General features: G+C 68.7%; 15 protein-coding genes. 6 read left to right on the top strand and 9 right to left on the bottom strand.

Annotated features, from left to right (window positions below):
• Window positions 1-54: 54 nt before the first annotated feature.
• The gene (locus DIE03_RS18915) at window positions 55-1,230 is read right to left on the bottom strand and encodes a VWA domain-containing protein (protein ID WP_059233533.1); all 1,176 of its coding nucleotides are present in this window, start codon (window positions 1,228-1,230) and stop codon (window positions 55-57) included.
• Between the two features lie 26 nt (window positions 1,231-1,256).
• Window positions 1,257-2,099 (bottom strand): MoxR family ATPase, encoded by an 843-nt coding sequence (locus DIE03_RS18920; protein WP_059236665.1) that lies wholly within the window; start codon window positions 2,097-2,099, stop codon window positions 1,257-1,259.
• A gap of 245 nt (window positions 2,100-2,344) precedes the next feature.
• Between DIE03_RS18920 and DIE03_RS18925 the strand changes: the two genes are divergently transcribed.
• Both DIE03_RS18925 and DIE03_RS18930 read left to right on the top strand, forming a co-directional pair.
• Complete coding sequence (locus tag DIE03_RS18925; RefSeq protein WP_124452937.1) at window positions 2,345-2,704, top strand: c-type cytochrome; 360 nt, start codon at window positions 2,345-2,347, stop codon at window positions 2,702-2,704.
• Between the two features lie 40 nt (window positions 2,705-2,744).
• The gene (locus tag DIE03_RS18930) at window positions 2,745-3,104 is read left to right on the top strand and encodes a cytochrome c (protein ID WP_124452939.1); all 360 of its coding nucleotides are present in this window, start codon (window positions 2,745-2,747) and stop codon (window positions 3,102-3,104) included.
• Window positions 3,105-3,212: 108 nt separating this feature from the next.
• Here the strand turns inward: DIE03_RS18930 and DIE03_RS18935 are convergent, their stop codons facing one another.
• Window positions 3,213-3,680 carry a DUF1841 family protein gene (locus DIE03_RS18935; RefSeq protein WP_371090871.1) on the bottom strand — a complete coding sequence of 156 codons (468 nt, stop codon included), beginning with the start codon at window positions 3,678-3,680 and terminating at the stop codon, window positions 3,213-3,215.
• A 139-nt stretch (window positions 3,681-3,819) separates the two neighbouring features.
• On the opposite strand from DIE03_RS18935, the gene DIE03_RS18940 reads away from it, so the two are divergent.
• The gene (locus DIE03_RS18940; protein ID WP_124452941.1) at window positions 3,820-4,749 is read left to right on the top strand and encodes a DMT family transporter; all 930 of its coding nucleotides are present in this window, start codon (window positions 3,820-3,822) and stop codon (window positions 4,747-4,749) included.
• A 96-nt stretch (window positions 4,750-4,845) separates the two neighbouring features.
• Here DIE03_RS18940 and nth read toward each other — a convergent pair whose 3' ends face one another.
• Complete coding sequence (nth, locus tag DIE03_RS18945; RefSeq protein WP_124452943.1) at window positions 4,846-5,490, bottom strand: endonuclease III; 645 nt, start codon at window positions 5,488-5,490, stop codon at window positions 4,846-4,848.
• Complete coding sequence (rsxB, locus tag DIE03_RS18950) at window positions 5,487-6,497, bottom strand: electron transport complex subunit RsxB (RefSeq protein ID WP_124452945.1); 1,011 nt, start codon at window positions 6,495-6,497, stop codon at window positions 5,487-5,489. Before rsxB ends, nth begins: the two co-directional genes overlap by 4 nt.
• Window positions 6,498-6,653: 156 nt before the next feature.
• On the opposite strand from rsxB, the gene DIE03_RS18955 reads away from it, so the two are divergent.
• The gene (locus tag DIE03_RS18955) at window positions 6,654-7,286 is read left to right on the top strand and encodes a TetR family transcriptional regulator (protein WP_069747402.1); all 633 of its coding nucleotides are present in this window, start codon (window positions 6,654-6,656) and stop codon (window positions 7,284-7,286) included.
• A 110-nt stretch (window positions 7,287-7,396) separates the two neighbouring features.
• Here DIE03_RS18955 and DIE03_RS18960 read toward each other — a convergent pair whose 3' ends face one another.
• Window positions 7,397-8,887 carry a polyhydroxyalkanoate depolymerase gene (locus DIE03_RS18960; RefSeq protein WP_124452948.1) on the bottom strand — a complete coding sequence of 497 codons (1,491 nt, stop codon included), beginning with the start codon at window positions 8,885-8,887 and terminating at the stop codon, window positions 7,397-7,399.
• Between the two features lie 223 nt (window positions 8,888-9,110).
• Window positions 9,111-10,940 (bottom strand): glycoside hydrolase family 15 protein, encoded by a 1,830-nt coding sequence (locus tag DIE03_RS18965; protein WP_124452950.1) that lies wholly within the window; start codon window positions 10,938-10,940, stop codon window positions 9,111-9,113.
• Window positions 10,941-11,105: 165 nt separating this feature from the next.
• On the opposite strand from DIE03_RS18965, the gene DIE03_RS18975 reads away from it, so the two are divergent.
• A complete protein-coding gene (locus DIE03_RS18975) occupies window positions 11,106-12,350 on the top strand; it encodes a lactonase family protein (RefSeq protein WP_124452952.1) in 1,245 nt (414 codons plus the stop codon).
• A 116-nt stretch (window positions 12,351-12,466) separates the two neighbouring features.
• Here DIE03_RS18975 and DIE03_RS18980 read toward each other — a convergent pair whose 3' ends face one another.
• Window positions 12,467-15,607 (bottom strand): DNA translocase FtsK, encoded by a 3,141-nt coding sequence (locus DIE03_RS18980; RefSeq protein ID WP_260434914.1) that lies wholly within the window; start codon window positions 15,605-15,607, stop codon window positions 12,467-12,469.
• Between the two features lie 1,476 nt (window positions 15,608-17,083).
• The gene (locus DIE03_RS18985) at window positions 17,084-17,629 is read right to left on the bottom strand and encodes an META domain-containing protein (protein ID WP_124452956.1); all 546 of its coding nucleotides are present in this window, start codon (window positions 17,627-17,629) and stop codon (window positions 17,084-17,086) included.
• Window positions 17,630-17,842: 213 nt separating this feature from the next.
• Between DIE03_RS18985 and purT the strand changes: the two genes are divergently transcribed.
• Window positions 17,843-19,057 (top strand): formate-dependent phosphoribosylglycinamide formyltransferase, encoded by a 1,215-nt coding sequence (purT, locus tag DIE03_RS18990; protein WP_124452958.1) that lies wholly within the window; start codon window positions 17,843-17,845, stop codon window positions 19,055-19,057.
• Window positions 19,058-19,073: the final 16 nt, after the last annotated feature.

Genomic DNA, 19,073 nt, shown 5'->3' on the forward strand with positions numbered 1-19,073 from the left:
ATCTCCGGGGGGAGGCCGCTCGGACGCGGCCTTTGTATCTGCGACGGGGTTGCGTTACTTGCTGAGTGCGCGCATCGCGGTTTCGAGGCCGGCGAGCGTAAGCGGATACATGCGATGGCCGAGCAGGTCGCGAATCACCGCGACCGACTGCCGGTATTCCCATAGCCGCTCGGGCTCCGGGTTCAGCCACGCATGATGGGGGAACTGGTCGGCGAGGCGGCGCAGCCACACGGCGCCGGCCTCCGGGTTGTTGTATTCGACCGAGCCGCCGGGCTGCAGCACTTCGTACGGGCTCATCGTCGCGTCGCCGACGAAGATCAGCTTGTAGTCGGGCGTGAACTTGTGGAGCACGTCCCATGTCGCGGTGCGCTCCGAGTGGCGGCGACGGTTGTTCTTCCACAGGTGGTCGTACACGCAGTTGTGGAAGTAGAAGAATTCGAGATGCTTGAATTCGGCCTTCGCGGCCGAGAACAGCTCTTCGGTGCGCTTGATGTGGTCGTCCATCGAGCCGCCGACGTCGAGCAGCATCAGCACCTTCACGTTGTTGTGGCGCTCGGGCACCATCCGCAGGTCGAGCCAGCCGGCGTTCGCGGCCGTGCTGCGGATCGTGCCGGGCAGGTCGAGCTCCTCGGCCGCGCCTTCGCGCGCGAAGCGGCGCAGCCGCCGCAGCGCGACCTTGATGTTGCGCGTGCCGATCTCGACCGAATCGTCGTAGTCGCGATAGGCGCGTGCTTCCCACACCTTCACCGCGGTGCGGTTGCCGTTCGACGGGCCGCCGATGCGCACGCCCTCCGGGTTGTAGCCGCCGTGCCCGAACGGCGACGTGCCGCCCGTGCCGATCCACTTGTTGCCGCCTTCGTGGCGTTCCTTCTGCTCGTCGAGCAGCGCCTTCAGGCGCTCCATCAGCTTGTCGAGCCCGCCCATCGCCTCGATCTGCGCCTTTTCCTCCGGCGACAGCTCGCGCTCCAGCCGCTTCTCGAGCCAGTCGAGCGGAATGTCGAACGCTTCGGACGGCAGCGTGGACACGCCGTGGAAATACGCGCCGAACGCCTGGTCGAACTTGTCGAAGTACTGCTCGTCCTTGACGAGCGTCATCCGCGCGAGGAAGTAGAACGCGTCGATCGACGGCGAGATCAGCCCGGCCTTCAGCGATTCGAGCAGCGTCAGGTATTCCTTCACCGAGACGGGCAGCTTGGCTGCGCGCAGCGCGTAGAAGAAATTGAGCAGCATGGCCGGGCCTTCGCGGGTGAGGGGGATTACCGGTTGTGCCGGTTCATGTAGACGAGCCGTTCGAGCAGGCTCAGGTCCTGCTCGTTCTTCAGCAGCGCGCCCGCGAGCGGCGGCACGATCTGCTTCGCGTCCGCGCCGCGCAGCGCATCGGCCGGGATGTTCTCGGCGAGCAGCAGCTTCAGCCAGTCGAGCAGCTCGGACGTCGACGGCTTCTTCTTCAGACCCGACACGCCGCGCAATTCGAAGAAACTCTCGAGCGCCGCGCGCAGCAGCTCCTCGCGGATGTCGGGGAAGTGCACCGCGACGATCTTCTGCATCGTCGACGGATCGGGAAACTGGATGTAGTGGAAGAAGCAGCGGCGCAGGAACGCGTCGGGCAGCTCCTTCTCGTTGTTCGACGTGATGATGACGAGCGGGCGGTGCTTCGCGCGCACCGTCTCGCGCGTCTCGTACACGTGGAACTCCATCCGGTCGAGCTCGCGCAGCAGGTCGTTCGGGAATTCGATGTCGGCCTTGTCGATCTCGTCGATCAGCAGCACGCTCGGCTGCTCGGCGTCGAACGCCTGCCACAGCACGCCCTTGACGATGTAGTTCGAGATGTCCTTCACGCGCTCGTCGCCGAGCTGCGAGTCGCGCAGCCGCGATACGGCGTCGTATTCGTACAGGCCCTGCTGCGCCTTGGTGGTCGACTTGATGTGCCACTGCAGCAGCGGCATGTCGAGCGCGGCGGCGACTTCCTCGGCGAGCATGGTCTTGCCGGTGCCGGGCTCGCCCTTGATCAGCAGCGGGCGTTGCAGCGTCAGCGCGGCGTTGACCGCGAGCTTCAGATCGTCGGTGGCGACGTACTGCGAGGACCCTTCGAAACGCATGGCGGCGCTCTTCTTCATCGGGGAAAAAACCCAGTATAAGTCAGAAGGGCTGTCCGGTTGGGCCGCGCCCGCGTATCGTTGCGGGGCTGTGGCGGGGCGAACGGGGCCGCCGTATGGACGCGTTCCCCGCCGACGCGGTACAATCTGGCCGTTTTTTTTGGCCTGCGTGGCGATCCGATAAGCAAAACGGCGCGGGCCGTTGCCGCTTTGGCGCCAGTTTCCCCTCAAGCTAGGTTACAAGAGCTATGAACAAATTCGTCGGCAAACACGTGGTTGTCGCAGCGCTCGTGGCGCTCGCGGGCAGCGCGCAGGCGGCCGGTGTGGTCGGCAACCCGAAGGACGGGGCGGGCAAGGCCGCCATGTGCATCGGTTGCCACGGCATCCAGGACTACCGCGCGGCGTATCCGGAGGTCTACCGGGTGCCCGTCCTCGGCGGCCAGAACCAGCAATATCTCGAGAACGCGCTGAAGGCCTACCGCAAGAAGGATCGTCACTTCCCGTCGATGAATGCGATCGCCGGTTCGCTGACGGACCAGGACATCGCGGATCTGTCGGCGTACTACGCCGCGCAGAAGGCCGACACGAAGGACAACCCCTACAAGTAAAGCGCGCGCCGCCGATCTCTCCGGCGGGACAGGAGCATTCATGAACAACGCATTCAAGACGGCGGCGGTGGCACTGGCGGCCGGCCTCGCGATCGGTACCGCGCACGCAGCGGACATCACGAAGGGCAAGGAACTGGTCGAATCGCACAACTGCGCGGCCTGCCACGGCGCGCAGCTGAACAAGCCGATCAACGCCGAATACCCGCGCCTGGCCGGCCAGCACGCCGACTACCTCGTGTGGGCGATGCGCCAATACCAGATGGGGCTGACGAACCCGCTGCTCGGTCGCAACAACGCGATCATGCAGGCACAGGTGCAGAACCTGTCGGTCAGCGACATGAAGGACATCGCGTCCTACATCGAGTCGCTGAAGGAAACCGATCTCGTGTTCAAGAAGTAAGCGCGACGGGCCTCACGGGCGCTCGCAGCAACAATACCCCGCCTCGGCGGGGTATTTTTTTGCCGGCGACCGGGCGGAACCCGGGGCGGACGTACGGGCGCCGTGCGCTTAGTCGCGCGACGCGCGGCGCAGGATGCGCTGCAGGTACGCGTCGGTATCGGGCGGCGTGTTCGTGCGCTGCGCTTCCCAGATCGTCTCGCCGAGGCATTCCATGATCGCGTGCTGCGCATCGTGGGTCGAGTCGAGCTTCGCGGCCAGCTTGTCGTGCGCGGCGCGGATGCCGGGCGGCTGGTCGATCGACAACTGCTCGCTGATCGCGAGGTGCATCGACAGGTGCAGGAACGGGTTCGTCCGGCCTTCCTCGGGCGTGTAGTTGCGCGCGGCCGCACCGTCGGCATCGGCGAGCTCGTCGTGGTATTCGGGATGCTCGACGATCCAGTCGGCTGCGATCGCTTCCAGCGGCGTCAGGATCTCGCCCGCGCGCTGCTTGCGCCAAGTCTCGGTGAAAAAGCGACGCACATCGTCGCGGCTTGGATTGAACATGGTGGGGAAACGTCGTGATTCGGGCGGCGTCATGCCGCGTCGCGCATTGTACGCCGGGTCGGCGGACGGTGCTGGCGGCGAGCGAGGACGACCCGTGCGGGGCTGGCCGGCCGCCGCTGCACCGCTACACTCCGACGACTCCCGTCACGGCGCCTCGCTCACCCGTTTCATCATGACCGCTACCGTCCGCCCATCGTCCGCCGCCCTGCAGGGCACGCTCTACGTCGCGTTGTCCGCCGCCGCGTTCGGCGCGATGGCGATTTTCGGCCGCTACGCATATGCGGCCGGCGTCGACGTGCTCGGGCTGCTGATCGTGCGCTTCGCGATCGGCGGTGCGGTGCTTGCCGCGATCGCACGGCACCGCCGCGTCGCATGGCCGCGCGGGCGCGCGCTCGTGCCGCTCGTGGCAATGGGCGCGGCCGGCTACGTCGGGCAGTCGTTCTGCTATTTCAGCGCGCTGCAGCACGCGCAGGCGAGCCTCGTCGCGCTGCTGCTGTACCTGTATCCGGCGTTCGTCACGCTGCTGGCCGCGTGGTGGCTCGGCGAACGCCTGACGCGCGCGAAGGCCGTCGCGCTCGTGCTGTGCGTCGCGGGCTCCGCGCTGATGGTCGGCGGCGGGCACGGCGAGCCGCTCGGGATCGCGCTCGCGCTGGCGGCCGCGGTGATCTACTCGCTGTACATCGTCGGCGGCACGAAGGCGACGCGCGGCGTCGATCCGCTCGCGACGACCGCGATCATCTGCCTGTCGGCCACCGCGACGCTCGTGGCGATCGCCGTCGTGCGGACCGCGGCGTTCGGCGTGCCGCCGCGCTGGCCCGCGACGGGCGGCGGCTGGGCGTCGATGCTCGCGATCGCGCTGGTATCGACGGTCGCGGCGATGCTCGCATTCTTCGCCGGGCTCGAGCGGCTCGGGGCCGCGCGCACGTCGATGCTGTCGACGCTCGAACCGGTCGTGACGGTCGCGCTCGCGGCGCTGCTGTTCGGGGAGGCGCTGTCGCCGCTGCAATGGGCGGGCGGTGTCGCGATTCTGGCGGCCGTGCTGGCGCTCGTGCGCGCAGGCGGCGCGGCGGCCGACGACGCGACGGCGACATCCAACGCGTAGCCGCAGAGGCGGAAGCCGGGTATGCCAGTGCGGCACCTACGGAATCGGACGGTGCCGGCGCGGTTCGGTGCGGCGCATGTCCGTTGCGCCGGATGCTTACTCGTTGGGCGGCGGCGTCTTCGGCCGGAATTCGCACAGCGGCTCGATCGCGCAGTGCCAGCACTCGGGCTTGCGCGCCTTGCACACATAGCGCCCGTGCAGGATCAGCCAGTGATGTGCGTCCTGCAGGAATTCCTTCGGCGTGAATTTCTCGAGTGCGGCCTCGACGGCCCGCACGTCCTTGCCCGGTGCGAGCCCCGTACGGTTCGCGACGCGGAAGATATGCGTGTCGACCGCGATCGTCGGCTGGCCGAACGCGGTGTTCAGCACGACGTTCGCGGTCTTGCGGCCGACGCCCGGCAAGCCTTCCAGCGCTTCGCGATCGGCCGGCACCTCGCCGTCGTAGCGCTCGAGCAGGATCCGGCACGCCGCGACCACGTTTTTCGCCTTGGTGCGATAGAGACCGATCGTCTTGATGTACTCGGTGACGCCTTCCTCGCCAAGCGCGACGATTTGTCGCGGAGTGTTCGCGACCGGGAACATCTTCCGCATCGCCTTGTTGACCGACACGTCGGTCGCCTGCGCGGACAGCATCACGGCGATCAGCAACTCGAACGGTGTCGAGTATTCGAGCTCGGTGGTCGGATGCGGATTGAGGCTCTGCAGCGTTTCGTAGATCGCGCGTCGTTTGCTGGCGTTCATGGAGCGTTCTTGTCGGGCGGCGCGGAGGGGCTGCCTGGGTCGTCGTTGCCTGCGTCGTTCTCTTGATCGTTGCCGCCTGCAGCCGCGGCGTCGGCGTCGGCGTCGCGCTGCGCCTGCTGTTCGGCGAGCCGCTTGCGGCGCGCTTCGGCCGCGTCGATCTGCGCCTGGACGGCCGCGCTCACGCCTTCGGTGTTCTTCGGCCCGGCGCCTTGCCCGGACAGTTCTTCCTTCTTCTTGCGCGCACGCTCGAGCGCGGCGGCGATGATCGCGCGTTTCTTCGCGTCGGCGTCGTCGGCGGCCGGTGCGGCTGCGGGGGCGTCCGGCTGCGTCGCAGGGTGCTCCGCGGCCGGCTTCGCGGCACTGGCCGCGCGGCGTGCGGCGGCGCGCGCCTCGGCGGCTTCACGCTCGCGGCGCTGGCGCGCGAGCCGCAGGTCGTGGCGTTCGCGCGCGGCATCGGCCTGCGCCTGCGACCATGCATCCCAGCCGGTGCGCTCGCCGGTCACCGGCAGCATCGCGATGCAGTCGACCGGGCAGGGCGGCACGCACAGATCGCAGCCGGTGCACTGCGCCTCGATGATCGTGTGCATCTGCTTCGGCGCGCCGACGATCGCGTCGACCGGGCACGCCTGCATGCACAGCGTGCAGCCGATGCACAGGTTTTCGTCGATGAAGGCGACGGCGCGCGGATGCTCGCTGCCGTTGACGGGATTCAGCGGAATCACCGGTTTGCCGAGCAGGCCCGCGAGGCGCGCGATGCCTTCGGCGCCGCCGGGCGGGCACTGGTTGTAGTTCGCGTCGCCGGCGGCGATCGCCTCGGCGTACGGACGGCAGCCGTTATAGCCGCACTTCGTGCATTGCGTCTGGGGAAGCAGATCTTCGATGCGATCCGCGAGTGTTTTGGAGTCGGTCACGGTGACAACGGGCGCAGCGGCGCCGAATGGCTCTCGGCCGCGTCGGGCGCAGCCGGAAAGGTTTGCCAAAGCTCGATTATCGCCGATTTCCCGCATTGCGCTGGACGCCGTCTGTGCGCATAATCGAACCGCTTTTTTGCAGGGGCTCAGCAGGAGGGCGGCCGCACGCGGCGCGCCCGTTCCAGGGCGGCCGGCGCCAACGCGGTGGGGGTGTCGGTCCGGATCAAGCGGCTCACATAGCAAAGCGCCACCATGAATCAGCCAAAAATCAAAAGAGATCCTGAAGGTACGCGCCGCCGCATCCTGATGGCGGCAGCCGAAGAGTTCGCGAGTGGAGGGCTGTTCGGCGCACGCGTCGACCAGATTGCGCGGCGGGCCGAAACCAACGAGCGCATGCTCTATTACTACTTCGGCAGCAAGGAGCAGCTGTTTACGGCGGTGCTCGAACACGCGTTCTCTGCGCTGACCGAGGCCGAGCGCGTGCTCGATCTCGACGGCGTCGCGCCGGTCGAAGCGGTCACGCGGCTCGCGCATTTCGTTTGGGACTACTACCGCGACCATCCGGAGCTGCTCAGGCTCATCAACAACGAGAACCTGCACGAGGCGCGCTACCTGCACAAGTCGACGCGGATCCGCGAGATGATGTCGCCGATCGTCGCGAAGCTCGGCAACGTGCTGATGCGCGGCCAGAAGGCCGGGCTGTTCCGCAGCGACATCGATCCGCTGCGCTTCTACGTGACGCTGTCGGGGCTCGGCTACTACATCGTGTCGAACCGCTTCACGCTCGCCGCGACGCTCGGCCGCGATTTCACCGATACCGACGAGCGCGCGGAGATGGTCCGGATGAACACCGAGGTGCTGCTCGCGTATCTGCTGCGGCGCTGACGCGGCGAACGAACGAGCCGATGAGCCGCCCGCGCGCGGCCGCAGCCGGATAAAAAAACGCCGCCGTTGCGCCAGGCAACGGCGGCGTTTTTGCGTCGGAACGCGACGCGTCAGGCGGCCTTGCGGGCTCGCACGGTCTTGGCGCGCGGGCTGCCTGCCGCGCGTTTCGCGGCGGGCGCGGCCTTTGCGGCGGGCGTCCTGGCGGGCGCGACCGTCACGGCTGGCGCCTTTGCGCGCGTGCGTTTCGCGGCGGTGGCGCGCACGGCCGTTTCCGGCTCCGGCTTGGTGGCCGGCACGACGCCGATCGCGGTCGCATCCTGGGCATCGACGGGCAACTTCGTCGCGCCGTGCTTCGGCTCCGGCGCATGCTCGCGGATGAAGTCGCGCAACTGCGGATAGATGATCGTGCGCCAGCGTCGGCCCGAGAAGATCCCGTAGTGGCCGCATTTTTCGGCGGTCAGGCTGCGGCGGTCGTCTTGCGGGATGCCCGTGCAAAGCTCGTGCGCGACGTGCGTCTGGCCGCTGCCCGAGATGTCGTCGAGTTCGCCCTCGATCGTCATCAGTGCGGTGTGCTTGATGTCCTGCGGCCGCACGCGCTCGCCTTCGACGTCCCACGTGCCTTCCGCGAGCCGGAACTCCTGGAATACGACGCGGATCGTCTCGAGGTAATACTCGGCGGCCATGTCGAGCACCGCGTTGTACTCGTCGTAGAACTGGCGGTGCGCTTCGGCGTCTTCCTCGTCGCCGCGCAGCAGGCTCTGGTAGAAATCCCAGTGCGACTGCGCATGCCGTTCCGGGTTCATCGCGACGAAGCCGGTGTGCTGCAGGAAGCCCGGATAGACCTGGCGGCCTTCGCCCGGATAGTTCGCGGGCACCGTGTGGATCACGTTGTTCTCGAACCACGCGGTCGAGTGCTGCGTCGCGAGCGAGTTCACCGACGTCGGGCTGCGGCGCGCGTCGATCGGGCCGCCCATCATCGTCATCGTGAGCGGCGTATCCTCGCCGCGGCTCGCCATCAGCGAGATCGCCGCGAGCACCGGCACCGTCGGCTGGCATACCGAGATCACGTGCAGGTTGCGCGCGCCGATGTGACGGATGAATTCCTGGATGTACGCGATGTAGTCGTGCAGGTGGAACGGGCCCGTCTCGACCGGCACCATCCGTGCGTCGATCCAGTCGGTGATGTAGACCTTGTGATCCTGCAGCAGCGTGCGCACCGTGTCGCGCAGCAGCGTCGAGTGGTGGCCCGACAGCGGCGCGCAGACCAGCACGACCGGCTCGTCCTTCAGTTGCGTGACCGCATCGGCATCATCCGAGTAGCGCTTGAAACGCAGCAGCCGGCAGAACGGCTTCTCGATGATCGTCTGCTCGACGATCGGGATGTTGTGGCCGTCCTTGACGATCTGATGAAGGTTGAATTCAGGTTTCTCGTAATCCTTGCCGAGCCGGTACATCAGTTCGTAGGCGGCGGCCATCCGGGTTGCGCCGGGCATCAGCGAGAACGGGCTGGACGGGTTGGCGAACGATTTGGACGCGGCCTGGGCCCAGGCCGTGAGCGGGCTCAGCATGGCCCGCTGGAATTCGTGCAATTGGTAAAGCATGCAGACTACTCCCGCGTGGGGGACGGTGCGCAAGGGCGGCGTGGGGCGTCGCGGCGTGCCGTAGGGGTCAGCGGCCGGCCATGGTGCACTGCGGCCGGACAATCGCGTCGATCATATCGGACAACGATGGGTGGTGCAATGCAACATTTCCCCGATTTTTCATCAAACTTTTGCGATTTGACGATCTCTGACCAAGCCGCCCGCGCCCCCGTCCGGCCGCCCGTCAACGCCCCGTCGCCACGGCCGGCGCGGGCTGGCCGGCCGCGCGCGCCATCGCGTCTTCGTGGTGCATCAGGTTCATCGCGGTATGCACGAGCGCCACGTGCGAGAACGCCTGCGGGAAGTTGCCGACGAGCCGTCCGGCGACCGGGTCGTACTCTTCCGCGAGCAGCCCGAGGTCGTTCGACAGCGAGAGCAGCCGGCTGAACAGCCGGTGCGCGTCGTCGATCCGGCCGAGCAGCGCGTAGTTGTCGACCAGCCAGAAGCTGCACGCGAGAAACGTGCCTTCGCCGGGCGGCAGGCCGTCGTCGTACTCGGTCGTGCGGTAGCGCATCACGAGCCCGTCGTGCAGCAATTCTCGCTCGATCGCCTCGACCGTGCCGACGATCCGCGGGTCCTCCGGCGGCAGGAAGCCGAGCAGCGGCATCAGCAGCACGCTCGCGTCGAGCTCGTCGCTGCCGTAGCTCTGCGCGAACGCCTGCTTGCCTTCGTGCCATGCGTTGGCGCAGACGTCGGCATGGATCTGCTCGCGCAGCGCGCGCCAGCGGTCGAGCGAACCGGGCAGCCGGAACATTTCCGCCGACTTGATCGCACGGTCGAACGCGACCCACGCCATCACCTTCGAGAACGTGAAATGGAGACGGCCGCCGCGCGTTTCCCAGATCCCTTCGTCGGGTTCCCGCCAGATCTTCTCGAGATGATCGAGCAGCGCGCACTGCACGGACCAGACCGTGTCGTCGGCCTGCAGGCCGCCCACGCGCGCGAGGTGCAGCGCGGCCATCACCTCGCCGAACACGTCGAGCTGGAGCTGGTTCGCGGCGCCGTTGCCGACGCGAACCGGCTTCGAATCCTGATAGCCGGGCAGCCAGTCGAGCTCCATTTCCGGCAGCCGGCGCTCGCCGGCGATCCCGTACATGATCTGGATCTGCTCGGGCGACCCGGCCATCACGCGGCCGAGCCACGTGCGCCACGCGCGCGCCTCGTCGTAGTAGCCGCCGCGCATCAGCGCGAGCAGCGTGATCGTCGCGTCGCGCAGCCAGCAGAAGCGGTAGTCCCAGTTGCGGCTACCGCCGATCTTCTCGGGCAGCGACGTGGTCGGCGCCGCGACGATGCCGCCGGTCGGCTCGTACGCGAGCGCCTTCAGCGTGATCAGCGAACGGCGCACGGCTGCCGCGTAGCGGCCCTGCACCTGGCAGCGGCCCGACCATTCGAGCCAGTAGTTCTCGGTGCGCGCGAGCATCGACAGCGGATCGCGCGCGGGCGGCAGCCGCATGTGCGACGCCGCGTAGCTGAGCGAGAACGGCACGCGTTCGTCGGCGCCGACCGTGAATTCCGCGAGCGTATGGAGATTCTTGCCGGTGAGCGGCACCGGCGTGCGCAGCACGACGGTGTCGGGGCCCGCGATCGCCTTCATGCCGTCCTCGCGGGTGAGTTGCGTGACCCACGGGACCGAGAAGCCGTAGTCGAAGCGCAACACGAGTTCCATGCGCATCTTCATCGTGCCGTGGCGGCCGACGACGATCCGCACGAGTTCGGACCAGCCGTTGCCGGGCGGCATGAAGTCGATCACGGTGACCGCGCCGTCGGCGCTTTCGTAATCGGTTTCGAGAATCAGCGTGTCGCCGCGATAGCGGCGCGTGGTGTGCGTGATCGCGGCGTCGGCAGCCGGCGCGAGCAGCCAGCGGCCGTGCTCGGGCGTGCCGAGAAGCGCCGCGAAGCAGGCGCCCGAATCGAAGCGGGGCCAGCACAGCCAGTCGACGGAGCCGTCTTTCGAGATCAGCGCGGCCGTATGGCCGTCGCCGACGAGGGCGTAGTCTTCGATCAGGGCGGGCATGGGCAGGCGATCCTTGGATATTCGTATTCACAATGCGGACGGCGGCGGCCGGGCTTCACGCCCGAGCGTCGCGCCCCGTATACTCGGCCGGGCGGCGGAGCGCATGAACGGCCGGCGTTTCGTCCTATCTCAACACTTGAAGCGACTCGATGCAAGGAGGATTCAATGCCCAACCGTTTACGCGAGCGTGACGCACGCGCTTCGGCACGAGGGTTCCCGCTTAGGTTCGCTCACTGGATGAAAGGTTTCGCGATCGTGCTCTCTTTGTCCGCGACCCATGCATTCGCACAGCAATCGCCCGCACCGGCCGACGGCGTCTACAACCTGCTGGTCGGCACCTACACGGGTGGCGGCAGCGACGGCATTTATGTTTACCGCTTCGATACTAAAAACGGCAGCGTCGCGCCCGTCTCGTCGGCGAAGACCGTGAACCCGTCGTATCTGTTGCCGAGCCGCGACGGTCGCACCGTCTACGCGGTCAACGAACTGCCCGGCGACGACGGGCCGGCGTCGCAGCGCGGCGGCGTCAGCGCGTTCCGCTTCGATGCGAAGACGGGCGCGCTGAGCTTCATCGACCGCGTGTCGTCGGAAGGGAACGATCCTTGCTATCTCGCGCTGTCGCCGGACGGCAAGTACCTCGTGACGGCCAACTACTCGGTCGCGAAGGATCCGGGCGGCAGCTTCGCCGTGTTTCCGCTGCGCGACGACGGCGCGGTCGGCCAGGCCGCGCTGGCCGTGCACCACGAAGGCACCGGGCCCGTGAAAGGCCGCCAGGACGGCGCGCACGTGCACTCGACGGTGTTCTCGCCGGACGGCCGCTACCTGTTCGTGCAGGATCTCGGCGCGGACAAGATCTACGGCTACCGCTACACGGTGGACGGCAGCCGCGGGCTGATCAGCCCGACCGACACGCGCTACACGCCGGTGAAGGCCGGTTCGGGCCCGCGTCACATGGTGTTCGGCGCCGATGGCCGGTTCGCGTACGTGACGAGCGAGCTCAACGCGTCGGTCGAGGTGTTCGGCTATCACGACGGCAAGCTGACGCCGGTCGAGACGGTATCGATGACGGCGCCGGGCTTCAAGGGCAAGGTCGGCGGCGGCGCGATCCACCTGTCGCCGGACGGCCGCTTCCTGTACGCGACCAACCGCGGCGACGCGAACGATCTCGTGATCTACGCGGTGAACCAGGCCGACGGCCGGCTGAAGCACGTCGGCCGCCAGTCGAGCCTCGGCAAGACGCCGCGCGAGTTCCTGATCGATCCGACCGGCAAGTGGCTGATCGTCGGCAACCAGGACAGCGACACGTTCTACGTGTTCAGCCGCGACGTCGAAACGGGGCAGCTCGGCGCGAATCCGCAGAAGGTCGCGGTCGGCAAGCCGGTCGACTTCAAGCTGGTGCCGGTGCAGTAAGTGCGCAAGCCGTAAATGGAAAGAGGGCGCTGCCGATGCAGCGCCCTCTTTTTTTCGGGGCGGCGGGTTTCCCGGCGCGCCCGTATCGATCGACAGCGGCCGTCCGGCCGCCATGCTCAGTCGGCCGCGGCAGGCACGAGCACCTCGCGGCTGCCGTTGATGCCCATCGCCGACACGAGCCCCGCCGCTTCCATCTGCTCGACCAGGCGCGCCGCGCGGTTGTAGCCGATGCGCAACTGCCGCTGCACCGACGAGATCGACGCGCGCCGCGTGCGCACGACGAACGCGACGGCTTCGTCGTACAGCGGATCGGCTTCCGCGTCCGGCGCTTCGCCGAACAGGTCCTGCGTCGCGCCGTCGGCGGCCGGGCCGTCGAGAATGCCTTCCTCGTACTGCGGCTCGCCGAACTGCTTCAGGTACTCGACGATCCGGTGCACTTCCTCGTCGGCGACGAACGCGCCGTGCACGCGCTGCGGATAGCCGGTGCCCGGCGGCAGGAACAGCATGTCGCCCATCCCGAGCAGCGATTCGGCGCCCATCTGGTCGAGAATCGTGCGCGAGTCGATCTTCGACGACACCTGGAACGCGACGCGCGTCGGGATGTTCGCCTTGATCAGGCCCGTGATCACGTCGACGGACGGACGCTGCGTCGCGAGGATCAGGTGGATGCCGGCTGCGCGCGCCTTTTGCGCGAGGCGTGCGATCAGCTCTTCGATCTTCTTGCCGGCGACCATCATCAGGTCGGCCAGCTCGTCGATCACCACGACGATCAGCGGCAGCTTCGACAGCGGCTCGGGATCCTCGGGCGTCAGCGAGAACGGGTTGCCGATCTTCTTTTCCTTCGCTTCCGCGTCGCGGATCTTCTGGTTGAAGCCCGCGAGGTTGCGCACGCCGACGGCCGACATCAGCCGGTAGCGCTTCTCCATTTCGCCGACGCACCAGTTCAGCGCGTTCGCCGCGAGCTTCATGTCGGTGACGACCGGCGCGAGCAGGTGCGGGATGCCTTCGTAGACCGACAGCTCCAGCATCTTCGGGTCGATCATGATGAGCCGCACGTCTTCCGGCGTCGCCTTGTACAGCAGCGACAGGATCATCGCGTTGATCGCGACCGACTTGCCCGAGCCCGTCGTGCCGGCGACGAGCATGTGCGGCGCCTTCGCGAGATCGGTGACGATCGGGTGGCCCGTGATGTCCTTGCCCATCGCGATCGTCAGTTGCGACTGCGAATGCTGGTACTCGCGCGACGCGAGGATTTCCGACAGGCGGATCATCTGGCGCTTCGCGTTCGGCAGTTCGAGGCCCATGCAGGTCTTGCCGGGAATCGTCTCGACGACGCGGATCGACGTGAGGCCGAGGCCGCGCGACAGGTCCTTCATCAGCCCGACGATCTGGCTGCCGCGCACGCCGAGCGCGGGTTCGATCTCGAAGCGCGTGATCACGGGGCCGGCCGATGCGCCGACGACCGTCACCGGCACCTTGAATTCCTGCAGCCGCTGTTCGATCACCTGGGCGGTTTGCGCGAGGTGTTCCTCGGTGATGGTTTCGACGTCGTCGGACGCGGGCTCGAGCAGGTCGAGCGTCGGCAGTTCGACGCTGAACGTCACGGGCGCGTGGAATTCGAACGCGTTCGGGCGCGGCTGGCGCACGGGGATGTCGGGGGCCGCCGTGTCGGCTGCGGCCGGCTCTGGTGCCATTGCGGTCGTCGTGCCGGCCAGCGGGGCTGCCGCGAGCGCCGGCGGGGTAGCGATCGCTGCCGGCATCGACAGGCTCGTGCCGGGAATTGCCGGTTGCGGCGCCGCGGACACATCGTTCGACACGGACCAGCTTGCCGACGGCGCGGCAGGGGCGGGCGTCGTCGTGAACGTCGTGGTGGCGGCTACGGCTGGTGTGAAAACGCTCGACGGCGCTTGCGCCGCAGCCGTTGCGCCGACGGAGGCCGGCGATCCGATCGCGGCGGAGGCGGCGGGCGGCACGGGCAGGCTGGTCGCCGGCTGCGGTGCGATTGCGCCGGATGCGCTCGACGTGCTCGATGCGCCAAATGCCGCGCCGTTCGACGAGATTGCCGTGCTGGCCGGGAGCGTCGGTGCCGGCGCGGAAGGTTGCGTCGCAAGCGGGACGGACGTGAAATTCACTGGCGCCGGTGCTGCGGGTGCGTGCGCGGTCGAACCCGGCGCGCCGGTCGTCGACGGCGTCGCGGCGGGTGTCGTGGTCGTCTCGGGCGTCGATGCGCGGGAGACCGAACCGTAAGTCATGCCCGTCACGCCGACCGGTGCCGCCGACGCGGCGGATGCAATGGTCGACGGCGATGCGGCCGGTTGCGACGGCGAAGTCGATGCCGTGCCGGTCACGCCGGCCGGTGACGTTGCGTCGGCGTCAGGCGCGACACTCGAAGCGGAGACAGGTGCCGGTGCGGTCGAGCCGTAGGCCGTGCCGACGAACGGCGACGCAGCAGCGGCCGACGCGGCCGGTGCCGCGGCAAACGGTTGAATCGCCGGTGATGTCGGCAGTTGTGCGGAAGCGGTCGCAGGGGCCGTTGCCGGTTGCACCGTCGGCGAAACCGGCGGCGTCCAGTGCGTGACGGGCGTGCTGGCTTCGACGCTGGCCGACAGCGGTGCCGCACGCTCCGTCGCGGCCGGTTGGGCTGCTTCAGGTGCGGGGCTCGACGCGGGCAATGCCGACGTCGTCGCAACCGGCGTCGTCCCGGATACGGCGCGCGCCGGTGTGCCGGCGATCGACGCAGAGGGGAGGGCCGCAGACGGAGCGATGCCGCCGGCGGGCGTTACGTCGGCGTGCGCGCCATCGGCACTCGGCGGCGCGTAGGCCGATGCAGGCCGATCGATTACCGGGGCGTCGGTATCGACGAACACTGCCGGATTGCGTGCGGGGATCTCGTTGACCGCCGCTTCGTCCGCCCGTTGCGCGAAGGCGGCGGGGGCCGGCTCCGATTTCGTCGCGCCTGCCGGCGATTCCGCAAGCGGGTGCCCGGCCGATGCGTCGAACGCGGAAGCCGACGGGCTGCCGAGGTCTTCCCACGGCGCGAGATCGACGGCGGCATCGAACGACGGCGCCGGCGCGATCCCGTGTGCGGGTGCGGCGGGCGCATCGTCGACGTGACGGATGGCGTCGTCGGCGTGATGCGACAACGCGGCATCGTCGCTGCCGGTGCCGGCATTCGACAGCGCGTGCGGTGCGGTGTCGTCGAACGTCGGGGCGCCCCAATCGGCGATCGTCGCGGGGATGCCGGGCTCTGCCGGCATGAACGCATCGAGCACGATCGGCGCGCCGTCGTCGTACGCGGGCGCGGCATCGTGTTCGACCGGAACGCCCGCGTCATGGGCTGCGAGACCGTGCGTTGCGGAGACGAATGCGTTCGACACGGCTGCCGCTGCCGGTGCGGCAACGCTGCCTGCTGTCGCGGCCACCCCGGCCACGGCCGCGGCGGCCGTCATTGCCGGCGTTGCATCGGCCGACTGCGCGCCACCCAGCGTCGCCCATTGCGCGGTGCTGGCCTCGATCGAACGCAGCGTGTCGTGAACGCTCGGCGCCGGCGTGATCGGCGCGGCGGGCTTTTCCGTCCACGCATAGAGCGGCGCACGCGCCGGCGCGGGCGGCACCGGGCGGCGGCGCGCCGTGTCTTGCGACACGCCGGCCGCGGTCGTTCCCGCGACCGGGCGTACCGGCGGGCGCTGCGGCGACGTGCCGGCCGCGCGCGGCGCGACCGCGGCACGCGGCGGCGTCTGCTTCAGCGCAGCGGTGGCCGGCCGCGCGGCAGTCGGCCGCGGCCGGACCGGTTCGAAACCGACTGGAAGCGGGGCCGGATCGGGGCGCGGCACTTGCGAGTTTGCCGCCGCGCGCGCGAGGCTCGCCGTGCTGCCGGTCGTGGGCGGCGGCATCGCGCTGGTCGGGATCGGCGCGGGGGGCGCCACCGGCGTGCGCTGCGGCGCGGTCGGCTTCAGCCAGCCAGACGGCGCGACGGGTTCCGTGTGCGGACGCGGCGGCGTCTTGCTGCGCGGCTTCGGCCGCGCCTGCGGGTCGGGTTTCCACAGCGTCGGGCGCGAATACCGGCCGTTCTGGCGCGGCGCCATCGAGTTGACGGTATGCGCGGTGGTCGGCTGCACGATGTCGTCGTCGCGATGCAGCGCGCTGCGCGGCAGGTCGGCGATCCCGCGTGCGTCGTCGTCGCCGCCGTCGCGCGACAGCTTGACGCCGAACGACGTGTCGACCCACGCGGCGAACTGCCGCCAGCCGATGCCGGTCAGCCAGGGCAACCCGGCGAAGAACAGGACGACCATCGCGACCGGCGTGCCGATCGGGCCGAGCAGATGGGCGAAGCCTGCGGAGAACGCATGGCCGAGCGCGTTCGTGTCGGGGCCCGACAGCGGGCTCGTCAGCGTGCAGCTTGCGACGAATACCGCGGCGAAGCCGAGCCACAGGCGGATCGAGCCGCGGCCGGCGAGGCCGCCGCCGCCGGGCAGCATCGCCTGCACGAGACGCCAGAAGAGGAGGAGGAACCAGACGGCGGAGATGCCGAACCAGCCGAAGACAACCGTGTGCATGCTTTGAAACAGGAGTGGGGCGGGGCGCGCGAGGCGCGACCCGCCGAGTTTAACCGGCCGGCGAACAAGATTCTCGGGCGGCGTGAATTCGTTTCACGCCGTGCGGCATGTGCGTTCGGCACAGGCGCGCGACACGCGACGCGAAGGCGGTCGGCCGGCCTTCGCGTGCGTGATGCATCAGGGGCTCCGGTGCGTGAAAATGAGCGTTGCGCCGGCGCTGGTCACGAGCTGCAATTGCTGCGGCTCGCGCATCTGCACGCCGGTCTTGTCGACGTGCGCGAGCGCGTCGAGGTACGCGTGCTCGAGCTGGCCGCCGAGCGAATTCGGACAGGCCATCCGCGTGCCGGCAAGCGACCCGAAGCTCAGCAGGCCGTTCTTGATCGCGTAGGTGCCCATGTAGCGGTTGCAGCCCGAGAACCCGCTGGCGCGCCGGATGCCCGATTCGGTCGACAGCGCGAGCTTGATCGGCTCGCCGTTGTCGCCGTGCGGGATCGCGCGCTGCGTGCCGTCGGCATTCGTCCAGCTGGTGAGTTCCCAGCTCGTGTCGTCGAGCAGCTGGACGGCGGCCGGGTTGTACGGGTCGGGTGCGGGGGCGGCGGAATCGGGATGGGTCGGCATCGCGCAGGCGGCGAGAAGCGTGGCAAGCGTCAACGCGCAGAGCGGCGCGCGCAACGGGCGAAGCAGGCCGGTGCGTGCGCGTGCGGCTGCGGACAGGTAGGACATGAGCCTCGTTCCTCATCGGATTCTGATCAAGGCGTAAGAGTAACGCACCCGCCCCGCGGCAGGCGAGCCGACACTTCACGGTTGAAAACGTTCGCAGCCCGTCCGCGTGCCGTGCGCGGTCGGGCACCGGCCCGTCGAAACGGCCAAAACCGGCGTCATCGCGCGTGTTAACATCGGAGCCGTTTTCGTCCTCCACCAGAAGCGGGAAATCACATGCAGATCGGTCAGCGGCTCGGTACGCCGCTTTCACCCTCGGCCACGCGCGTCATGCTGCTCGGCGCCGGCGAGCTCGGCAAGGAAGTCATCATCGCGTTGCAGCGTCTCGGTGTCGAAGTCATCGCGGTCGACCGCTATCCGGACGCACCGGGCCATCAGGTCGCGCATCGCGCGCACGTGATCGACATGACGGACGCCGCTGCACTGCGCGCGATCGTCGAGGCCGAACGTCCGCACCTGATCGTCCCGGAAATCGAGGCGATCGCCACCGACGCGCTCGCGGCGATCGAGGCGGCCGGTCTTGCCGAGGTGATCCCGACCGCGCGTGCGACGCAGCTCACGATGAACCGCGAAGGGATCCGCCGGCTCGCCGCCGAGGAACTCGGCCTGCCGACGTCGCCGTATGCGTTCGCGGATTCGTTCGACGCATTCAGTGCGGCGGTCGCGAAGATCGGCATGCCGTGCGTCGTGAAGCCCGTAATGTCGTCGTCGGGCAAGGGGCAGTCGGTCGTGAAGACCGACGCCGACGTGAGGGCCGCGTGGGACTACGCGATGGCCGGCGGGCGGGTGAACCATGGCCGCGTGATCGTCGAGGGCTTCGTCGATTTCGACTACGAGATCACGCAGCTGACCGTACGCGCGATCGACCCGGCGACGCTCGACACGCGCACCTATTTCTGCGAGCCGGTCGGCCACGTGCAGGTTGCGGGCGACTACGTCGAATCGTGGCAGCCGCAGCCGATGAGCGCCGCGGCGCTCGAGAAGTCGCGCGAGATCGCGCACAAGGTGACCGAGGCGCTTGGCGGGCGCGGGCTGTTCGGCGTCGAGCTGTTCGTGCGCGGCGACGACGTATGGTTCTCGGAAGTGAGCCCGCGGCCGCACGATACGGGCCTCGTCACGCTCGCATCGCAGCGCCAGTCGGAATTCGAGCTGCACGCACGCGCGATTCTCGGGCTGCCGGTCGATCCGGCGCTCGGGACGCCGGCCGCGTCGGCTGTTATCTACGGCGGGCTCGACGAGCGCGGCATCGCGTTCGAAGGCGTGCGCGACGCGCTCGCCGTGCCGGGCGCCGACCTGCGCCTGTTCGGCAAGCCGGAAAGTTTTGCGAAGCGGCGCATGGGCGTCGCGCTGGCGACCGGCGCGACCGTCGACGAAGCCCGCGAACGCGCGAAGCGCGCCGCCGCGGCCGTCCGGCCCGTGTCGGCTCGCTGACGGAACGAGGAGAGGG

The sequence above is a fragment of the Burkholderia sp. Bp8992 genome, from assembly GCF_003853705.1.
In the GTDB taxonomy this organism is placed as follows: Bacteria; Pseudomonadota; Gammaproteobacteria; order Burkholderiales; family Burkholderiaceae; genus Burkholderia.

Excerpts from the sequence above, each read along its gene's own strand:
- DIE03_RS18915 (WP_059233533.1), bottom strand. The coding sequence starts at position 1,230 with ATGCTGCTCAATTTCTTCTACGCGCTGCGCGCAGCCAAGCTGCCCGTC.
- DIE03_RS18920 (WP_059236665.1), bottom strand. The coding sequence starts at position 2,099 with ATGCGTTTCGAAGGGTCCTCGCAGTACGTCGCCACCGACGATCTGAAG.
- DIE03_RS18925 (WP_124452937.1), top strand. The coding sequence starts at position 2,345 with ATGAACAAATTCGTCGGCAAACACGTGGTTGTCGCAGCGCTCGTGGCG.
- DIE03_RS18930 (WP_124452939.1), top strand. The coding sequence starts at position 2,745 with ATGAACAACGCATTCAAGACGGCGGCGGTGGCACTGGCGGCCGGCCTC.
- DIE03_RS18935 (WP_371090871.1), bottom strand. The coding sequence starts at position 3,680 with ATGACGCCGCCCGAATCACGACGTTTCCCCACCATGTTCAATCCAAGC.
- DIE03_RS18940 (WP_124452941.1), top strand. The coding sequence starts at position 3,820 with ATGACCGCTACCGTCCGCCCATCGTCCGCCGCCCTGCAGGGCACGCTC.
- nth (WP_124452943.1), bottom strand. The coding sequence starts at position 5,490 with ATGAACGCCAGCAAACGACGCGCGATCTACGAAACGCTGCAGAGCCTC.
- rsxB (WP_124452945.1), bottom strand. The coding sequence starts at position 6,497 with ATGCGGGAAATCGGCGATAATCGAGCTTTGGCAAACCTTTCCGGCTGC.
- DIE03_RS18955 (WP_069747402.1), top strand. The coding sequence starts at position 6,654 with ATGAATCAGCCAAAAATCAAAAGAGATCCTGAAGGTACGCGCCGCCGC.
- DIE03_RS18960 (WP_124452948.1), bottom strand. The coding sequence starts at position 8,887 with ATGCTTTACCAATTGCACGAATTCCAGCGGGCCATGCTGAGCCCGCTC.
- DIE03_RS18965 (WP_124452950.1), bottom strand. The coding sequence starts at position 10,940 with ATGCCCGCCCTGATCGAAGACTACGCCCTCGTCGGCGACGGCCATACG.
- DIE03_RS18975 (WP_124452952.1), top strand. The coding sequence starts at position 11,106 with ATGCCCAACCGTTTACGCGAGCGTGACGCACGCGCTTCGGCACGAGGG.
- DIE03_RS18980 (WP_260434914.1), bottom strand. The coding sequence starts at position 15,607 with ATGCCGGCAGAGCCCGGCATCCCCGCGACGATCGCCGATTGGGGCGCC.
- DIE03_RS18985 (WP_124452956.1), bottom strand. The coding sequence starts at position 17,629 with ATGTCCTACCTGTCCGCAGCCGCACGCGCACGCACCGGCCTGCTTCGC.
- purT (WP_124452958.1), top strand. The coding sequence starts at position 17,843 with ATGCAGATCGGTCAGCGGCTCGGTACGCCGCTTTCACCCTCGGCCACG.